General features: G+C 58.8%; 16 protein-coding genes and 1 other RNA gene. 11 read left to right on the top strand and 6 right to left on the bottom strand.

All coding sequences use genetic code 11. The features are described 5' to 3' along the window. Positions 1–73: 73 nt before the first annotated feature. Positions 74–1,168, top strand: coding sequence for a cell division protein ZapE (gene zapE, locus ASG55_RS21670; RefSeq protein WP_016773254.1), 1,095 nt, complete (start codon positions 74–76; stop codon positions 1,166–1,168). A gap of 173 nt (positions 1,169–1,341) precedes the next feature. Here zapE and ASG55_RS21665 read toward each other — a convergent pair whose 3' ends face one another. Next, positions 1,342–2,238 (bottom strand): GlxA family transcriptional regulator, encoded by an 897-nt coding sequence (locus ASG55_RS21665; RefSeq protein WP_163012735.1) that lies wholly within the window; start codon positions 2,236–2,238, stop codon positions 1,342–1,344. Positions 2,239–2,488: 250 nt separating this feature from the next. Here ASG55_RS21665 and ASG55_RS21660 point away from each other — a divergent pair, with 250 nt between their 5' ends. Beyond that, positions 2,489–3,625 carry an acyl-CoA dehydrogenase family protein gene (locus ASG55_RS21660; protein ID WP_056790227.1) on the top strand — a complete coding sequence of 379 codons (1,137 nt, stop codon included), beginning with the start codon at positions 2,489–2,491 and terminating at the stop codon, positions 3,623–3,625. Between the two features lie 156 nt (positions 3,626–3,781). Here the strand turns inward: ASG55_RS21660 and ASG55_RS21655 are convergent, their stop codons facing one another. Then, complete coding sequence (locus ASG55_RS21655; RefSeq protein WP_056790225.1) at positions 3,782–4,822, bottom strand: NADP(H)-dependent aldo-keto reductase; 1,041 nt, start codon at positions 4,820–4,822, stop codon at positions 3,782–3,784. 244 nt (positions 4,823–5,066) lie between these two features. Here ASG55_RS21655 and rplM point away from each other — a divergent pair, with 244 nt between their 5' ends. From rplM to ASG55_RS21620, 7 genes are all read left to right on the top strand, one after another. After that, positions 5,067–5,495: a 50S ribosomal protein L13 gene (gene rplM, locus ASG55_RS21650; protein ID WP_003228062.1), complete on the top strand. Its 429-nt coding sequence runs from the start codon at positions 5,067–5,069 to the stop codon at positions 5,493–5,495. 14 nt (positions 5,496–5,509) lie between these two features. Next, a complete protein-coding gene (gene rpsI / locus ASG55_RS21645) occupies positions 5,510–5,902 on the top strand; it encodes a 30S ribosomal protein S9 (RefSeq protein ID WP_003228056.1) in 393 nt (130 codons plus the stop codon). A 273-nt stretch (positions 5,903–6,175) separates the two neighbouring features. Continuing rightward, positions 6,176–6,769 carry a ubiquinol-cytochrome c reductase iron-sulfur subunit gene (petA, locus tag ASG55_RS21640; RefSeq protein WP_041479967.1) on the top strand — a complete coding sequence of 198 codons (594 nt, stop codon included), beginning with the start codon at positions 6,176–6,178 and terminating at the stop codon, positions 6,767–6,769. Further along, entirely contained in the window at positions 6,769–7,980 is a 1,212-nt protein-coding gene (locus ASG55_RS21635) for a cytochrome b (protein ID WP_016773261.1), read from the top strand. Before petA ends, ASG55_RS21635 begins: the two co-directional genes overlap by 1 nt. After that, positions 7,980–8,762: a cytochrome c1 gene (locus ASG55_RS21630; protein WP_016773262.1), complete on the top strand. Its 783-nt coding sequence runs from the start codon at positions 7,980–7,982 to the stop codon at positions 8,760–8,762. The genes ASG55_RS21635 and ASG55_RS21630 overlap by 1 nt, the downstream gene beginning before the upstream one ends. 146 nt (positions 8,763–8,908) lie before the next feature. Beyond that, positions 8,909–9,526, top strand: a complete 618-nt coding sequence (locus ASG55_RS21625; protein WP_007961620.1) for a glutathione S-transferase N-terminal domain-containing protein — start codon at positions 8,909–8,911, stop codon at positions 9,524–9,526. Positions 9,527–9,542: 16 nt separating this feature from the next. Beyond that, positions 9,543–9,956, top strand: a complete 414-nt coding sequence (locus ASG55_RS21620) for a ClpXP protease specificity-enhancing factor (RefSeq protein WP_016773263.1) — start codon at positions 9,543–9,545, stop codon at positions 9,954–9,956. A gap of 153 nt (positions 9,957–10,109) precedes the next feature. Here the strand turns inward: ASG55_RS21620 and ASG55_RS21615 are convergent, their stop codons facing one another. From ASG55_RS21615 to ASG55_RS21600, 4 genes are all read right to left on the bottom strand, one after another. Next, positions 10,110–10,688 carry a BON domain-containing protein gene (locus ASG55_RS21615; protein ID WP_024014250.1) on the bottom strand — a complete coding sequence of 193 codons (579 nt, stop codon included), beginning with the start codon at positions 10,686–10,688 and terminating at the stop codon, positions 10,110–10,112. Continuing rightward, positions 10,685–11,278 carry a phosphoheptose isomerase gene (locus ASG55_RS21610; RefSeq protein WP_008082788.1) on the bottom strand — a complete coding sequence of 198 codons (594 nt, stop codon included), beginning with the start codon at positions 11,276–11,278 and terminating at the stop codon, positions 10,685–10,687. The genes ASG55_RS21615 and ASG55_RS21610 overlap by 4 nt, the downstream gene beginning before the upstream one ends. A gap of 101 nt (positions 11,279–11,379) precedes the next feature. Next, entirely contained in the window at positions 11,380–11,742 is a 363-nt protein-coding gene (locus ASG55_RS21605) for a YraN family protein (protein ID WP_016773265.1), read from the bottom strand. Continuing rightward, complete coding sequence (locus tag ASG55_RS21600) at positions 11,742–13,553, bottom strand: penicillin-binding protein activator (RefSeq protein ID WP_016773266.1); 1,812 nt, start codon at positions 13,551–13,553, stop codon at positions 11,742–11,744. The genes ASG55_RS21605 and ASG55_RS21600 overlap by 1 nt, the downstream gene beginning before the upstream one ends. 177 nt (positions 13,554–13,730) lie before the next feature. Between ASG55_RS21600 and rsmI the strand changes: the two genes are divergently transcribed. Together rsmI and rnpB are read left to right on the top strand one after the other, a co-directional pair. Then, positions 13,731–14,636 (top strand): 16S rRNA (cytidine(1402)-2'-O)-methyltransferase, encoded by a 906-nt coding sequence (rsmI, locus tag ASG55_RS21595; RefSeq protein WP_016773267.1) that lies wholly within the window; start codon positions 13,731–13,733, stop codon positions 14,634–14,636. Between the two features lie 73 nt (positions 14,637–14,709). After that, positions 14,710–15,063, top strand: an RNA gene (gene rnpB / locus ASG55_RS22090) — RNase P RNA component class A. Positions 15,064–15,378: the final 315 nt, after the last annotated feature.

Genomic DNA, 15,378 nt, shown 5'->3' with positions numbered 1-15,378 from the left:
CCAAGGGCCGATTGCCATTCCCACAGGCCGTCGCTACAGTGACGGCCCGTTTTTGTTGCCTTGCTAACGAATTATGACGCCCCTAGAACGATATCAAGCTGATCTGAAACGCCCGGACTTCTTCCATGACGCCGCGCAGGAAACTGCTGTGCGTCACTTGCAGCGTCTGTACGACGACTTGATCGCCGCCGACCAGAACAAGCCGGGCTTGCTCGGCAAGCTGTTTGGCAAAAAGGATCAGGCACCGGTCAAGGGCCTGTATTTCTGGGGCGGCGTCGGTCGCGGCAAGACTTACCTGGTCGACACCTTCTTCGAAGCGCTGCCGTTCAAGGAAAAGACCCGCACGCACTTCCACCGCTTCATGAAGCGTGTGCACGAAGAAATGAAGACCCTGGGCGGCGAGAAGAACCCGCTGACCATCATCGCCAAGCGCTTCGCGGCCGAGTCGCGGGTGATCTGCTTCGATGAATTCTTTGTCTCCGACATCACCGACGCGATGATCCTCGGCACGCTGATGGAAGAGTTGTTCAAGAACGGCGTGACCCTGGTCGCGACGTCGAACATCGTGCCGGACGGCCTGTACAAGGATGGCCTGCAGCGCGCGCGCTTCCTCCCCGCCATCGCGTTGATCAAGCAGAACACCGAGATCGTCAACGTCGACAGCGGTGTTGACTATCGTCTGCGTCACCTCGAGCAAGCCGAGCTGTTCCACTATCCGCTCGACGAAGCCGCGCACGAAAGCCTGCGCAAGAGCTTCAAGGCGCTGACGCCGGAGTGCACGGCGGCGGTTGAAAACGATGTGCTGATCATCGAGAACCGCGAAATCCGCGCTCTGCGCACCTGCGACGACGTGGCCTGGTTCGACTTCCGCGAACTGTGCGACGGCCCGCGCAGCCAGAACGACTACATCGAACTGGGCAAGATTTTCCACGCCGTGCTGCTCAGCGGCGTCGAGCAGATGAGCGTCACCACCGACGACATCGCCCGGCGCTTCATCAACATGGTCGACGAGTTCTACGATCGCAACGTCAAGCTGATCATTTCTGCTGAAGTCGAGTTGAAGGATCTGTACACCGGCGGACGCCTGACCTTCGAGTTTCAGCGCACGCTGAGCCGACTGCTGGAGATGCAATCCCACGAGTTTCTGTCGCGGGCGCACAAGCCTTAAGCGGAGTCTCGGCGACAAAAAAGGGCCTGCGATTGCAGGCCTTTTTTATGCGCTGAAGTTTTTCCCTGTGGGAGCGAGCCTGCTCGCGAAAGCGCAGTGTCAGCAACGTCAATGTTGCAGGTAAGTACGTATTCGCGAGCAGGCTCGCTCCCACATTGGATCGCGCAGTTGAGTTACGCAGCCTGCTGAAACTGTTGCCGATACTGGTTAGGCGACAGTTCGGTGTGCTGGCGGAACAGTCGCGCGAAGAAGCTAGCATCGTCGTAACCGACCTCATAACTGATGGTCTTGATGCTCTTGCGCGTGCCCGAAAGCAGGCCCTTGGCCGTCTCGATGCGCAGGCGTTGCAAGTAATGCAGCGGCTTGTCGCCGGTGGCGGTCTGGAAGCGGCGCATGAAGTTGCGGATGCTCATGCCGTGCTCGCGGGCGACGTCTTCGAAGCGGAACTTGTCGGCGAAATGCTCTTCGAGCCACTGCTGGATCTGCAGGATGATCACGTCCTGATGCAGCTTCTGCCCACCGAAACCGATACGTCCCGGCGAATAGCTGCGCTGCACTTCGTAGAGGATGTCGCGGGCCACGGCTTGCGCCACGTTCGCGCCGCAGAAGCGTTCGATCAGATAGATATAGAGATCGCATGCCGAGGTAGTACCGCCGGCGCAGTAGAGATTGTCGGCATCGGTCAGGTGCTTGTCCTGATTCAGATAGACCTTGGGGAAACGCTCGGCGAAGGCATTGAAGAAGCGCCAGTAGGTGGTCGCTTCCTTGCCGTTGAGCAGTCCGGCTTCGGCGAGCCAGAACACCCCGGTGGCTTCGCCACACAACACCGCGCCGCGCGCATGCTGTTCGCGCAGCCACGGCAGGATTTGCGGATAACGGCCGCACAGCGTATCGAAGTCGTCCCAGAACGCCGGGAGGATGATCACATCGGCGTTTTCCAGGCCACCGTCGACCGGCATGACCACGTCGCTGAAGCTTTTCACCGGTTTGCCATCCGGGCTGACCAGGCGCGTTTCAAACGCCGGTGTCAGGCCGTGGCCCAGTTGTTTGCCGTAACGCAGGCTGGCCACATGGAAAAAATCCTTGGCCTGCATGAGGGTGTAAGCGAAAACCCGGTCGATGGCCAGGATGCTGACGCGCCGCAAGGGCGGGGAGACGTGCTTAGACATAATTCAACTTTTGTTTTGTTTTTATAAGGGAAAGTGGTCACCAGACGGCTGGATCGTCTTATTTTTTGTCGGATGTGTCCAGTGTCCCGTAGCGGAAGTCGGGCTTAGTCTCTGAGAGCCGAATCCCTCCAACAACAAAGAAAGGTGCCGCATGATCCCCAGAACCCTGTTCAGCCCCGAGCACGAATTGTTCCGCGACAGTGTGCGAACTTTCCTCGAAAAAGAGGCCGTGCCGTATCACGCGCAGTGGGAGAAGCAGGGGCACATCGATCGCGCACTGTGGAACAAGGCGGGGGAGGCGGGGATGCTTTGTTCGCATCTGCCGGAGGAGTACGGTGGGCTGGGCGCGGATTTCCTCTACAGCACCGTGGTGATTGAAGAAGTCGGGCGCCTGGGACTCACCGGCATCGGCTTTTCCCTGCACTCGGATATCGTCGCGCCGTACATCCTGCATTACGGCAGCGAGGCGCTGAAACACAAATACCTGCCGAAACTGGTCTCGGGCGAAATGGTTACGGCGATTGCCATGACCGAGCCTGGCGCCGGTTCCGACCTGCAAGGGGTGAAAACCACGGCGGTGCTCGACGGTGACGAATATGTGATCAACGGCTCGAAAACCTTTATCACCAACGGCTTTCTGGCTGATCTGGTCATCGTGGTGGCCAAGACCGACCCCAAGGCTGGGGCCAAGGGCACCAGCCTGTTTCTGGTGGAGGCGAATACGCCGGGCTTCGAGAAAGGCAAGCGCCTGGAGAAGGTCGGCATGAAGGCGCAGGACACCTCGGAACTGTTCTTTCAGGACGTGCGCGTGCCGAAGGAGAACCTTCTCGGCCAGGCGGGGGCCGGGTTTGCCTATCTGATGCAGGAGTTACCGCAAGAGCGCCTGACCGTGGCGATTGGCGGCCTGGCCTCGGCTGAAGCGGCGTTGCAATGGACGCTGGATTACACCCGTGATCGCAAGGCGTTCGGCAAGGCGATTGCCGATTTCCAGAACACTCGCTTCAAACTGGCCGAAATGGCCACCGAGATCCAGATCGGCCGGGTCTTCGTTGACCGCTGCCTGGAGCTGCATCTGCAAGGCAAACTCGATGTGCCGACGGCGGCGATGGCCAAATATTGGGGCACCGACCTGCAATGCAAAGTGCTCGACGAATGCGTGCAACTGCATGGCGGCTACGGCTTCATGTGGGAATACCCGGTGGCCCGGGCGTGGGCGGATGCGCGGGTGCAGCGGATTTATGCCGGCACCAATGAAATCATGAAAGAGATTATTGCGCGGTCGCTTTGATGATCGTTCCTACGCTCTGCGTGGGAATGCCGCCGGGGACGCTCCGCGTTCCGCTGTTGAGGTAATCCGACTGGCCTCTTCGCGAGCAGGCTCGCTCCCACAAGTACAGTGTTCCACTGTGGGAGCGAGCCTGTTCGCGAAGCTTTTGGCGGTCAGTTACGGCGCCGGATTCGGATGATCCTTGTGAATCGCCTCGATCCCGGCCAACACTTCATCGGACAGTTTCAGATCAAAACTGGCAATGTTGCTGTCCAGTTGCTCAAGCGTCGTCGCGCCAATGATGTTGCTGGTGACGAACGGTTGCTGGGTCACGAAGGCCAGGGCCATTTGTGCCGGGTCCAGACCGTGTTCACGGGCCAGGGCTACGTAACGGCTGCACGCCGCTTCGGATTGCGGGTTGAAATAGCGGCTGAAGCGGCTGTAGAGGCTCAGGCGTCCTTTCGCTGGACGGGCGCCACCCTCGTACTTGCCGGAGAGGAAACCGAACGCCAGCGGCGAATAGGCGAGCAGGCCGCACTGTTCGCGGATGGCGATCTCGGCCAAGCCGACTTCGAAGCTGCGGTTGAGCAGGTTGTACGGGTTCTGGATCGACACTGCACGCGGCCAGCCACGGGCTTCGGCCAGAGCCAGAAAGCGCATGGTGCCCCACGGCGTCTCGTTAGACAGGCCGATGTGGCGGATCTTGCCGGCCTTCACCTGTTCGTCGAGGGCTTCGAGGGTGTCTTCCAGCGGCGTCAGGTTGGCTTCGATCTTGTGCTTGTAGCCCAGCTGTCCGAAAAAGTTGGTGCTGCGTTCCGGCCAGTGCAGTTGGTACAGATCGATGTAATCGGTCTGCAGGCGCTTGAGACTGCCGTCCAGCGCCTCGGTGATGTGCTGGCGGTTGTGGCGCAGGTTCTTGTCGCGGATGTAGTCGATGGTGTTGCCGGGGCCGGCGATCTTGCTGGCGAGGATCCAGTCGGCACGGTCACCGCGACTCTTGAAGTAATTGCCGATGTAGCGCTCGGTGGTGGCGTAGGTTTCGGCTTTGGGCGGCACCGGATACATTTCGGCAGTGTCGAGGAAATTGATCCCGGCTTCCTTGGCCCTTTCGATCTGGGCGAAGGCTTCAGCTTCAGTGTTTTGCTCGCCCCAGGTCATGGTGCCGAGGCAGATTGCACTCACGTTCAGGTCGGTACGGCCTAGCTGGCGATAGTCCATCGGGTGCTCCTTGGGCAAAACAATCATAAAAGCAGGTTGAAAAATTTTTCGCAATCTGCATAATTGCCGACCTCTTTCTGCAGTGGAAGTGATGCGCCGCCGCCGAAGAATCTTGCCGTTGAACGGACGCGCCGACCCGAGCCCCCGAAAGCGTCTGTATCCGGCTGCCTTTGACTTGTCAAAGTACGCACTATTCAGTAAGATCCGCCGTCTTATTTACAGGCGGCCCCTGAGGCTATAAAGAATGAAAACTTTTACTGCTAAACCGGAAACAGTAAAGCGCGACTGGTTTGTCGTCGACGCTGCTGGTCAGACCCTGGGTCGTCTGGCCACCGAAATCGCGAGCCGTCTGCGTGGCAAGCACAAGCCTGAGTACACTCCTCACGTTGACACCGGCGACTACATCGTCGTCATCAACGCCGAGCAGATCCGTGTTACCGGCGCTAAAACCACTGACAAAATGTACTACTCCCACTCCGGTTTCCCGGGCGGCATCAAGTCGATCAACTTTGAAAAGCTGATCGCCAAAGCCCCTGAGCGCGTGATCGAGACCGCGGTTAAAGGCATGCTGCCTAAAAACCCACTGGGTCGCGACATGTACCGTAAGCTGAAAGTCTATGCGGGCGCTGCACACCCTCATACTGCTCAGCAGCCCCAAGAACTGAAGATTTAACGGAATAGTTCATTATGTCGGCGACTCAAAATTACGGCACTGGCCGTCGCAAGACCGCAACCGCACGCGTTTTCCTGCGTCCGGGTACTGGTAACATCTCCATCAACAACCGTTCGCTGGATAACTTCTTCGGCCGCGAAACTGCCCGCATGGTAGTTCGTCAGCCGCTGGAGCTGACCGAGACTGTCGAGAAGTTCGACATCTACGTCACCGTGATCGGCGGTGGTGTAAGTGGTCAGGCTGGCGCAATCCGCCACGGCATCACCCGCGCTCTGATGGACTACGACGAAACCCTGCGTAGCGCTCTGCGCAAAGCTGGCTTCGTTACCCGCGACGCCCGTGAAGTTGAACGTAAGAAAGTTGGTCTGCGTAAAGCGCGTAAGCGTCCGCAGTACTCGAAGCGTTAATTCCGCTTCCACGTTCAAAAAAGAACGCCCGCCTCCTCACGGAAGCGGGCGTTTTTTTATGCGTGCGATTTATCAAAGAATTGCGTTGTGACAACTTGCCACAGCCGTAGACCCCCTATACTCCAAGGCTTGAGGGGTTGAGCCCCGGGGAATTAACCTTGTCAGAATTGGGGGTTTTCATTACCATTCGGGCAAAATTTTTATAAGTAACATTTGATTTATTTAGTAGACGCCTGATTTAACAGGCCAAAAAAGCTGATGGGAGAGGACTGAATGAGCAATGACGGCGTGAATGCAGGCCGGCGTCGCTTCCTGGTGGCAGCCACATCCGTGGTCGGTGCTGCAGGAGCGGTGGGGGCTGCGGTCCCGTTCGTGGGGTCATGGTTTCCCAGTGCCAAGGCGAAAGCTGCCGGTGCACCGGTGAAAGTGAATGTCAGCAAAATCGAGCCAGGCCAGCAGATGATTGCTGAATGGCGCGGCCAGCCGGTGTTCATTGTCCGCCGTACCGAGGAAATCCTGGGGAATCTCAAGAAGATCGAGGGTCAGCTCTCCGATCCGACCTCCAAAAACTCCACGCAACCCACTTATGTCGACCCGGAAGTACGCTCGATCAAGCCGGAGATTCTCCTGCTGATCGGGATCTGTACGCACCTGGGGTGCTCACCGACCTTCCGTCCCGAAGTGGCACCTGCGGATCTGGGCAAAGACTGGGTAGGCGGCTATTTCTGCCCGTGCCACGGCTCCCACTACGATCTGGCTGGCCGCGTCTACAAGTCGCAACCTGCGCCTTTGAACCTGCCAGTTCCCCCGCATTCCTATGAGACCGATGAGCTGATTGTCATTGGCGTCGATACGGAGAAAGCGTGATGAGCAAGTTCATGGATTGGGTTGATGCGCGCTTTCCCGCGACCAAAATGTGGGAAGACCATCTCAGCAAATATTACGCACCAAAAAACTTCAACTTCTTCTATTTCTTCGGTTCGCTGGCGCTGCTGGTGCTGGTCAATCAGATCGTCACCGGTGTCTGGCTGACGATGAGCTACACGCCGTCGGCAGAAGAGGCCTTCGCCTCCGTCGAATACATCATGCGCGACGTCGAGTACGGTTCGATCCTGCGTCTGCTGCACTCGACCGGCGCTTCGGCGTTTTTCATCGTCGTCTATCTGCACATGTTCCGCGGCCTGCTCTACGGTTCGTACCAGAAACCGCGCGAGCTGGTCTGGGTGTTCGGCATGCTGATCTACCTGGCGCTGATGGCCGAAGCGTTCATGGGTTACCTGCTGCCGTGGGGCCAGATGTCGTACTGGGGCGCCCAGGTGATCATCTCGCTGTTCGGCGCGATTCCGCTGATCGGCGATGACCTGACCCAGTGGATTCGTGGTGACTACCTGATCTCCGGAATCACCCTGAACCGCTTCTTCGCCTTGCACGTTGTCGCGCTGCCGATCGTGATCCTCGGTCTGGTGGTGTTGCACATCCTGGCGCTGCACGAAGTGGGCTCGAACAACCCTGACGGCGTCGATATCAAGAAGCACAAAGACGAAAACGGTATCCCGCTGGACGGCATCGCCTTCCACCCGTACTACACGGTGAAGGACATTGTCGGTGTCGTGGTGTTCCTGTTCATCTTCTGCTTCATTGTGTTCTTCTTCCCGGAAATGGGCGGCTACTTCCTCGAAAAACCAAACTTCGAGCCGGCTAACCCGTTCAAGACGCCTGAGCATATTGCCCCGGTCTGGTACTTCACTCCGTTTTACGCAATCCTGCGTGCGGTGCCGGACAAGCTCATGGGCGTTATCGCCATGGGCGCGGCGATTGCGGTGCTGTTCGTGCTGCCATGGCTGGATCGCAGTCCGGTGAGATCGATGCGCTACAAGGGCTGGATGAGCAAAATCTGGCTGGTGGTGTTCTGCATTTCTTTCGTGATTCTCGGCATCCTCGGCGTTCTTGCGCCGACGCCGGGGCGCACGTTGCTGTCGCAGGTCTGCACCTTCCTGTATTTCGCCTACTTCATTCTGATGCCGTTCTACACCCGGCTCGAGAAGACCAAACCGGTTCCGGAAAGGGTGACTGGCTGATGAAAAAGTTATTTCTTGCTCTGATTTTTACTGCGCTGCCTTCCCTGGCTTTTGCTGCCGGGGGCCATGGCCCGGAACTGGAAAGTGTCGATATCGACGTCTCCGACAAAGCCGCCCTGCAGGATGGTGCACGGACCTTTGCCAACTATTGCATGGGGTGCCACAGCGCCAAGTTCCAGCGTTACGAGCGCGTTGCCGATGACCTCGGCATTCCGCACGAGTTGATGCTGGAGAAGCTGGTATTCACCGGTGCCAAGATTGGCGACCACATGAACATCGGCATGCAGCCGGCCGACGCCAAGACCTGGTTCGGCGCGGCGCCGCCGGACCTGACTCTGGTAGCGCGGGTACGCGGCACCGACTGGCTGTACGGTTACCTGAAGTCGTTCTACGAAGATCCGGCGCGTCCATGGGGCGTGAACAACAAGGTCTTCCCGAACGTCGGCATGCCTAACGTGCTGGTCGGCCTGCAAGGTCGGCAGGTCGTCGGCTGCAAGCAGGTGCAGATCGTCGAGGACGGCAAGAAGCAATACGATCCGCTGACCGGCACGCCGCTGACTCATGAAGCGTGTGATCAGTTGACCATCGTGCCGAAGTCCGGTGCTCTGAACGAAGAGCAGTTCGATGAGAAGGTCAAGAATCTGGTAACCTTCCTGGCTTACTCGGCTAACCCGGTTAAGCTGCAACATCAGCGCATCGGTACTTATGTCTTGCTGTACCTGGCGTTCTTCTTTGTGTTCGCCTACCTGCTCAAGCGTGAATACTGGAAAGACGTGCACTGATACGCTTCAAGCATTGCTGTTAATCGCGCGCGCCCAAGGGCGCCTCCGCTAAAGCAGGGTCTGCTCAGTCAGACCCTGCGGGAGGTGCCCTCTGGGCGCGCGCGTTTTTCCGGTTCCGACAAATTCAACAAGCGAGGAGGATCGCCATGGGCGTGACCAATCGGTTGGCCTGTTACTCCGACCCCGCCGACCACTATTCCCACCGAGTGCGCATCGTGCTTGCAGAGAAGGGTGTCAGCGCCGAAATCATCTACGTGGAAGCGGGCCGCCAGCCGCCTAAACTGATTGAGGTGAACCCTTACGGCAGTCTGCCGACGCTGGTCGATCGTGACCTGGCGTTGTGGGAGTCGACCGTGGTGATGGAGTATCTGGATGAGCGTTACCCGCACCCGCCGCTGATGCCGGTTTATCCGGTGGCGCGGGCCAACAGTCGTCTGCTGATCCACAGGATTCAGCGTGACTGGTGCGGGCTGGTGGATCTGATTCTGGATCCCAAGAGCAAAGAGGCTGCACGGGTCGTGGCGCGCAAGGAATTGCGCGAAAGCCTGACCGGCGTTTCGCCGCTGTTCGCCGACAAGCCGTTCTTCCTCAGTGAGGAACAAAGTCTGGTGGATTGCTGCCTATTACCCATACTCTGGCGTTTGCCGATTCTGGGTATTGAACTGCCGCGGCCGGCCAAGCCGCTGCTTGATTATATGGAGCGTCAGTTTGCGCGTGAGGCTTTCCAGGCAAGTCTGTCTGGTGTCGAACGCGATATGCGCTAAGGCTTAAGGAGCCGCTATGAACTCCAGTCGACCTTATCTGGTCCGCGCGCTCTACGAGTGGATTGTGGATAACGATTGCACCCCGCACATGCTGGTCAACTCCGAGTACCCGGCGGTGCAGGTGCCACAGGGTTTTGCCAGTGACGGCCAGATCGTCCTGAACATCTCGCCCAGTGCCGTGCGTCATCTGCACATGGATAACGACGTGGTGACGTTCGAAGGCCGCTTCGGCGGTGTTCCGCACAGTCTCTACGTGCCGATCAGCGCGATCCTGGGCATCTACGCCCGGGAGAACGGCCAGGGCATGGTGTTTGACCTCGAGTTGCCGATGGACGACGAGGAAGACATTGATCCGGATGACGACTCGCCGCCACCGGGCAGCGAGCCGCCACGTCCGAGTGGCCGGCCAAGCTTGAAGGTTGTGAAATAAAAAAAGGCGATCCGGATGGATCGCCTTTTTTGTGCCTGCATTGGTCGTGTAGGAGCTGCCGGAGGCTGCGATCTTTTGATTTTTAAAAGCAAGATCAAAAGATCGCAGCCTCGTTGCACTCGTCAGCTCCTACACAGCTCCTGCGTAATCAGGTCAGTCGATGTATTCGAACAGCTTCACGATCTTCTGCACACCGGACACACCCTGAACCAGATTGGTTGCCTGAGTGGCTTCCTGTTTGGTCAGCAGGCCCAGCAGATAGACGATGCCGTTCTCGGTCACGACTTTGATGCGCGAGCCAGGAATGCTGGCGTCGGTGAGCATCTGGGTCTTGATCTTGGTGGTCAGCCACGCGTCGTTCTGGCGCGCGAGCAGGGAGGACGGTTGTAGCACTTGCAGTTCGTTATGCACCTTCTTCACGCGCTGGACATTGGCGGCGGCCTGTTCGGCTTTGGCCTTGAGGTCTTCGCGCGGAGTCTGGCCGGCGAGCAATACCACGCCGTTGAAGCTGGTGATGACGATGTGCGAATCGTTGTCCAGTGCCGGATCGGCCTTGGCGATGTTCACGCCTGCTTTGGTCTCGATCAGCGAGTCGTCGATCTTGCTGCCGAATGTGCGCGTGCCACGGTCGTCTTCGATCGGCGCTTCACGGCTAGCATTCACCACCGAGGTGCAGCCGCTGATGCCGAGGCACAGGGTCAAGGCCAGAAGGCCAAGGCGATTAGGGGTCATTCTTCACTCCCGAACAGTTGGCTGTCGATCAGATCGCAAAGGCAATGGATCGCCAGCAAGTGGACTTCCTGAATACGTGCAGTGACGTTGGCCGGTACGCGAATCTCGACGTCCTCGGGCAACAGCAGCGACGCCATGCCGCCGCCATCGCGTCCGGTCAAAGCTACGACAATCATTTCGCGATCATGTGCGGCCTGGATCGCTTGAATAATGTTCGCCGAGTTGCCGCTGGTCGAAATCGCCAGCAACACATCGCCCGGCTGGCCGAGCGCGCGGATCTGCTTGGAGAACACTTCGTTGTAGCTGTAATCGTTGGCGATCGAAGTGATCGTCGAAGTGTCGGTAGTCAGCGCAATCGCCGGCAGGCTCGGACGCTCGCGCTCGAAGCGGTTGAGCAGCTCCGAAGAAAAATGCTGGGCATCGCCGGCCGAGCCACCGTTGCCGCACGAGAGCATTTTGCCTTCGTTGAGCAGGGCATTGACCATGATCTGGCTGGCTTGCTCGATGTGCGGTGCAAGTACGTCCATCGCCTGTTGCTTGGTGTCGATACTGGCCTGAAATAGCTGGCGAATTCGGGATTGCATGTCCATCTGTGTGACCTTAAGTGGCGCGGCTGTTCGGCACGTGAATGTGCAGCCGGCAAAGCAAAGAGCAAAATGTGTCGGACGAAAACGGGGCAGGATGCAGGCGATCAACTGTCGAAAGCATTCTGCAACCAGTTCAGCTGATTCGGGTGGCTGTCGATTGCCACCACATCGAAGCGGCAGGGGGAATTGGCCCAACGCGACTCGCGCTGAAGAAAATACTGTGCTGCAAAGATCAGTTTCTGCTGCTTGCGCTCGTCGATACTGGCGAGCGCGCCACCCCATTGAGTGTTTTTTCTGTAGCGAACTTCAACGAATACTACTGTATCGCCATCAAGCATGACCAGATCAAGCTCGCCGCGTTTGCATAACCAGTTCTGCGCCAGCAGGCGCAGCCCTTGTTGTTGCAGATGTTCGAGCGCCTGGCGCTCGGCATCCTTGCCGCTTTGCGAGCGTGACCTGTCGGGCATCAGCGCGGGGTGTCCGGCAGGCGCTGCACCTGACCGCTGACGAACTGTGCCCACGGCAACTGGCGCACAACGCGCTGGGTCTGGGTCATGCCGAGGCTGCCCGACTGACCTTCGATGCGGCTGTCCGGCAGGGCCTTGAGTTGACCCAGGCGCGGTGCCAGGCGATAGGCATCGGCGCCCATGGCGTACAGGCGACCGAGGCTGCCATTGGCTTGCGGCCATTGCGCAGCTACTTGCTGGCGCAGCGGATCGCTGGTTTCCAGCAGCCATGGGGTTTCGCAGAAGCGAATGCCGTTCATGTCGTTGTACTGATTGACGTCGCCGCTGGCGCTGTAGACGTGGGAGGTCGCGTAGACCGGCACGTCACCGGCGTACTGGAAATTCAGGGTCGGCTTGATCTGCTGGGCCTGTTGCGGCGTGGCGGCCAAGAAGATGAATTCGATGTCCTGACGACGCGAAGGCTGCGCGGCGACATTGGTGCCGGCAACATTCTGCAGGCTCTTGGCGCGAGCTTCGCTCTGACGCAGCTGGAACATGTCGGCAATCTGCTGGGCCAGTTGCACCGGCTGATCGACACGCTCGGTGGCAACGATGCTGCCGCCATTGGCTTGCCAGTCCTGGCTGAAGGCGCGTAGGACGCGATCGCCCCATTCGCCCTTCGGCACCATGATCGCGGCGCGATGCAGGCCGTCGGCACGGGCGCGACGGGAAACTTCGCGAGCTTCGTCTTCAGCCGCCAGACCGAACTGGAACAACTGCGCCGGGCCTTGCTCGCCTTCGCTGTAGTTCAGCGCCAGGGTGGTGATCGGCAGTTGCGGGCGAGTGCTCAGTTGCTTGACCAGTGGTTTTTCCAGTGGGCCGACTACCAGTTGCACGCCGTCAGCCTGAGCCTTGCGATAGAACTCGTCCATCGAGGTCAGCTTCGAGCTGTCGTAGAACTCGATGGCAGGTGGGTTCTGGCCGGCCTGTTGCGCCTGATAATGCGCGGCCATGAAGCCTTCACGCAGCGCTTTGCCGACCGACGCCAATTGGCCGTCCTGTGGCAGCAGCAGGGCGATTTTGCTCAGTGGCTGGCTGGCCAGTTCCTTGAGTTTGGTCAATGGCAGCGGCAGGTTGACAGCCGCCGGGTGCTTTGGATTCTGCGCACGCCAGTTGTCGATTGCGGCTTGTTGCTGTTCCAGCGTGCCTGCGGTTTTCACCGCTTGCGCCAGAGCCATCCAACCGCCGAGATCGTCGGTGTTGTTCGGTTGCAATTGATCGGTTGGCAGCGACGCGATCAGGGTCCAGATCGCTTCGTGGTTCTTGCTCGCCGCTTCGCCTTCCAGCATCGGTGCAATGAACACACGCTCACGGGCAGCGGCCAGCGTCTGGCCATCGGCTTCAAGGGCGCGGGCGTGAACAGTGCCAGTGCGCACTTGCTGCTCTTCCGGCATTTCGCTGAGCTTCTGGAAGCTCGGATGGCTCAGGGCGGTCAGCGCAGCTTTAGGCTGATTGCGCGTCATGGCCAGTTCGGCGGACAGCGTATTGGCGAAAATCTGCTGGCCTGGCTTGAGTTGCTCCACCGGCACTTGTTGCAGGATTTGCGCGGACTGGCCGGCATTGCCTTGGCGATAAGCCTGGTCTGCTGCGCTCAGGCGCAGCAGGGCGGCTTGTTCCGGGGTTTTAGCCTGGGCAGCCTGTTCGAGCAGTTGCTCGATGCTGGCGTCCGGAGTCCGTGGAAGTTCGCCAAGGCTGGAGGAAGGGGAGCTGGCACACGCGGCCAACAAGGCAGCGAGGCAGAGGGCAGTGAACAGCCGCAGGCAAGCGATCATGTAAGTGTTCCTGATACTCGATCAAATTAGCGTGGAATTGTACCCAAGCACTGGCCGGGGCGCGATGTTACTGGCGTGAATCGGTCAATTTAGCTGGAGTAAATGTTGCGGCAGCGCACAACCGGGCGAAAAACCGCACTCGGCGGGAGCGCATCGCAAGCCTCATGACGCGCTACAATGGCCGCTTTTACCGATCACGAGGTGTGCGCTTTGACTGCTCCAGGTCCTTTGAATTCCGCTGCTGGCTCGCTTTATGTGGTGGCGACGCCCATCGGCAACCTGGACGACATCAGCGCCCGGGCCTTGAAAATCCTGCGTGAAGTGGCGCTGATTGCAGCGGAAGACACCCGGCATTCGGCGCGCCTGATGCAGCACTTCGGCATCGGTACGCCGCTGGCCGCATGTCACGAACACAACGAACGGGATGAGGGTAGCCGCTTTATTACCCGATTGCTGGCGGGCGACAACGTCGCGCTGATCTCCGATGCCGGCACGCCGCTTATCTCCGATCCGGGTTATCACCTGGTGCGTCAGGCCCGTGCCGCCGGCATCAACGTGGTGCCAGTGCCGGGTGCCTGCGCTTTGATCGCGGCGCTGTCGGCGGCGGGATTGCCGTCCGACCGTTTTATCTTCGAAGGTTTCCTGCCGGCCAAGTCGGTCGGACGCAAAGCGCGTCTGGAAGCGGTTAAAGAAGAACCGCGCACGCTGATTTTCTATGAAGCGCCGCATCGCATTCTCGAATGCCTGCAGGATATGGAAGCAGTGTTTGGCGGCGAGCGTCAGGCTCTGCTGGCGCGGGAAATCACCAAAACCTTCGAAACCCTCAAAGGCCTGCCGCTCAGCGAACTGCGTGCGTTCGTCGAGTCCGACAGCAATCAGCAGCGCGGCGAGTGCGTGGTTCTGGTGGCCGGCTGGACGGCGCCGGAGTCGGAGGACGCGGTCAGCAGCGAAGCCATGCGCATCCTCGATTTGCTGCTTGAGGAAATGCCGCTCAAGCGCGCCGCCGCACTGGCAGCGCAAATCACTGGCGAGCGCAAAAACGTGTTGTATCAGGTGGCGCTGGATAAACAGAAAGGCGTGTAAGCCGTCGCCCATGGCGTTCTTGAGGGTTTTAGCGCTTGTTCTTCCGGCGCTCTGCCGTTAACCTTCGCGGCGGAGAGTCGATCGGACAGTCGCTGCCCTCTATGAAAATTAGGGGGGGGAGGAAAGTCCGGGCTCCATAGGGCGAAGTGCCAGGTAATGCCTGGGAGGCGTGAGCCTACGGAAAGTGCCACAGAAAATAACCGCCTAAGCGCGCAAGCGCCGGTAAGGGTGAAAAGGTGCGGTAAGAGCGCACCGCACGTCTGGCAACAGTTCGTGGCTAGGTAAACCCCACTTGGAGCAAGACCAAATAGGGTCCCAAGGCGTGGCCCGCGCTGGGACCGGGTAGGTTGCTAAAGATGTCCAGTGATGGCCATCGTAGACGAATGACTGTTCAAGACAGAACCCGGCTTACAGATCGACTCTCCACCTTTTTCTTTCCCTGCTTGAAACAAAGAAGACGCGGCTGTGTAATATCAGCCGGCCTGGTCTGAAATTCCGGCAGCGGCAAACGCGGTAATAGCCTTTTCCCACCCTGCTTCAATCAACAGCCGAAGCGCCTTTGTAATACCGAAAAAATCTTACTCTTAACAAACTACTTTAACTTTCGAGCGCAGCTTTCAGTGCTGCATCAAGTTATTGACCAAAACTTCACGTCAGATTCTCGTTAAGCCTCCTTTTACGTCGCTAAATCTCCGTTCTGTAAGGCTTTTCCTTTAATCCGCGCCTTGACGGTGTGGTGGGC

It is taken from the genome of Pseudomonas sp. Leaf434 (genome assembly GCF_001425545.1).
Lineage (GTDB): Bacteria > Pseudomonadota > Gammaproteobacteria > Pseudomonadales > Pseudomonadaceae > Aquipseudomonas > Aquipseudomonas siliginis.
The sequence above is the reverse complement of the archived record's forward strand: the minus strand, read 5'-3'. Positions and strand labels throughout refer to the sequence as shown.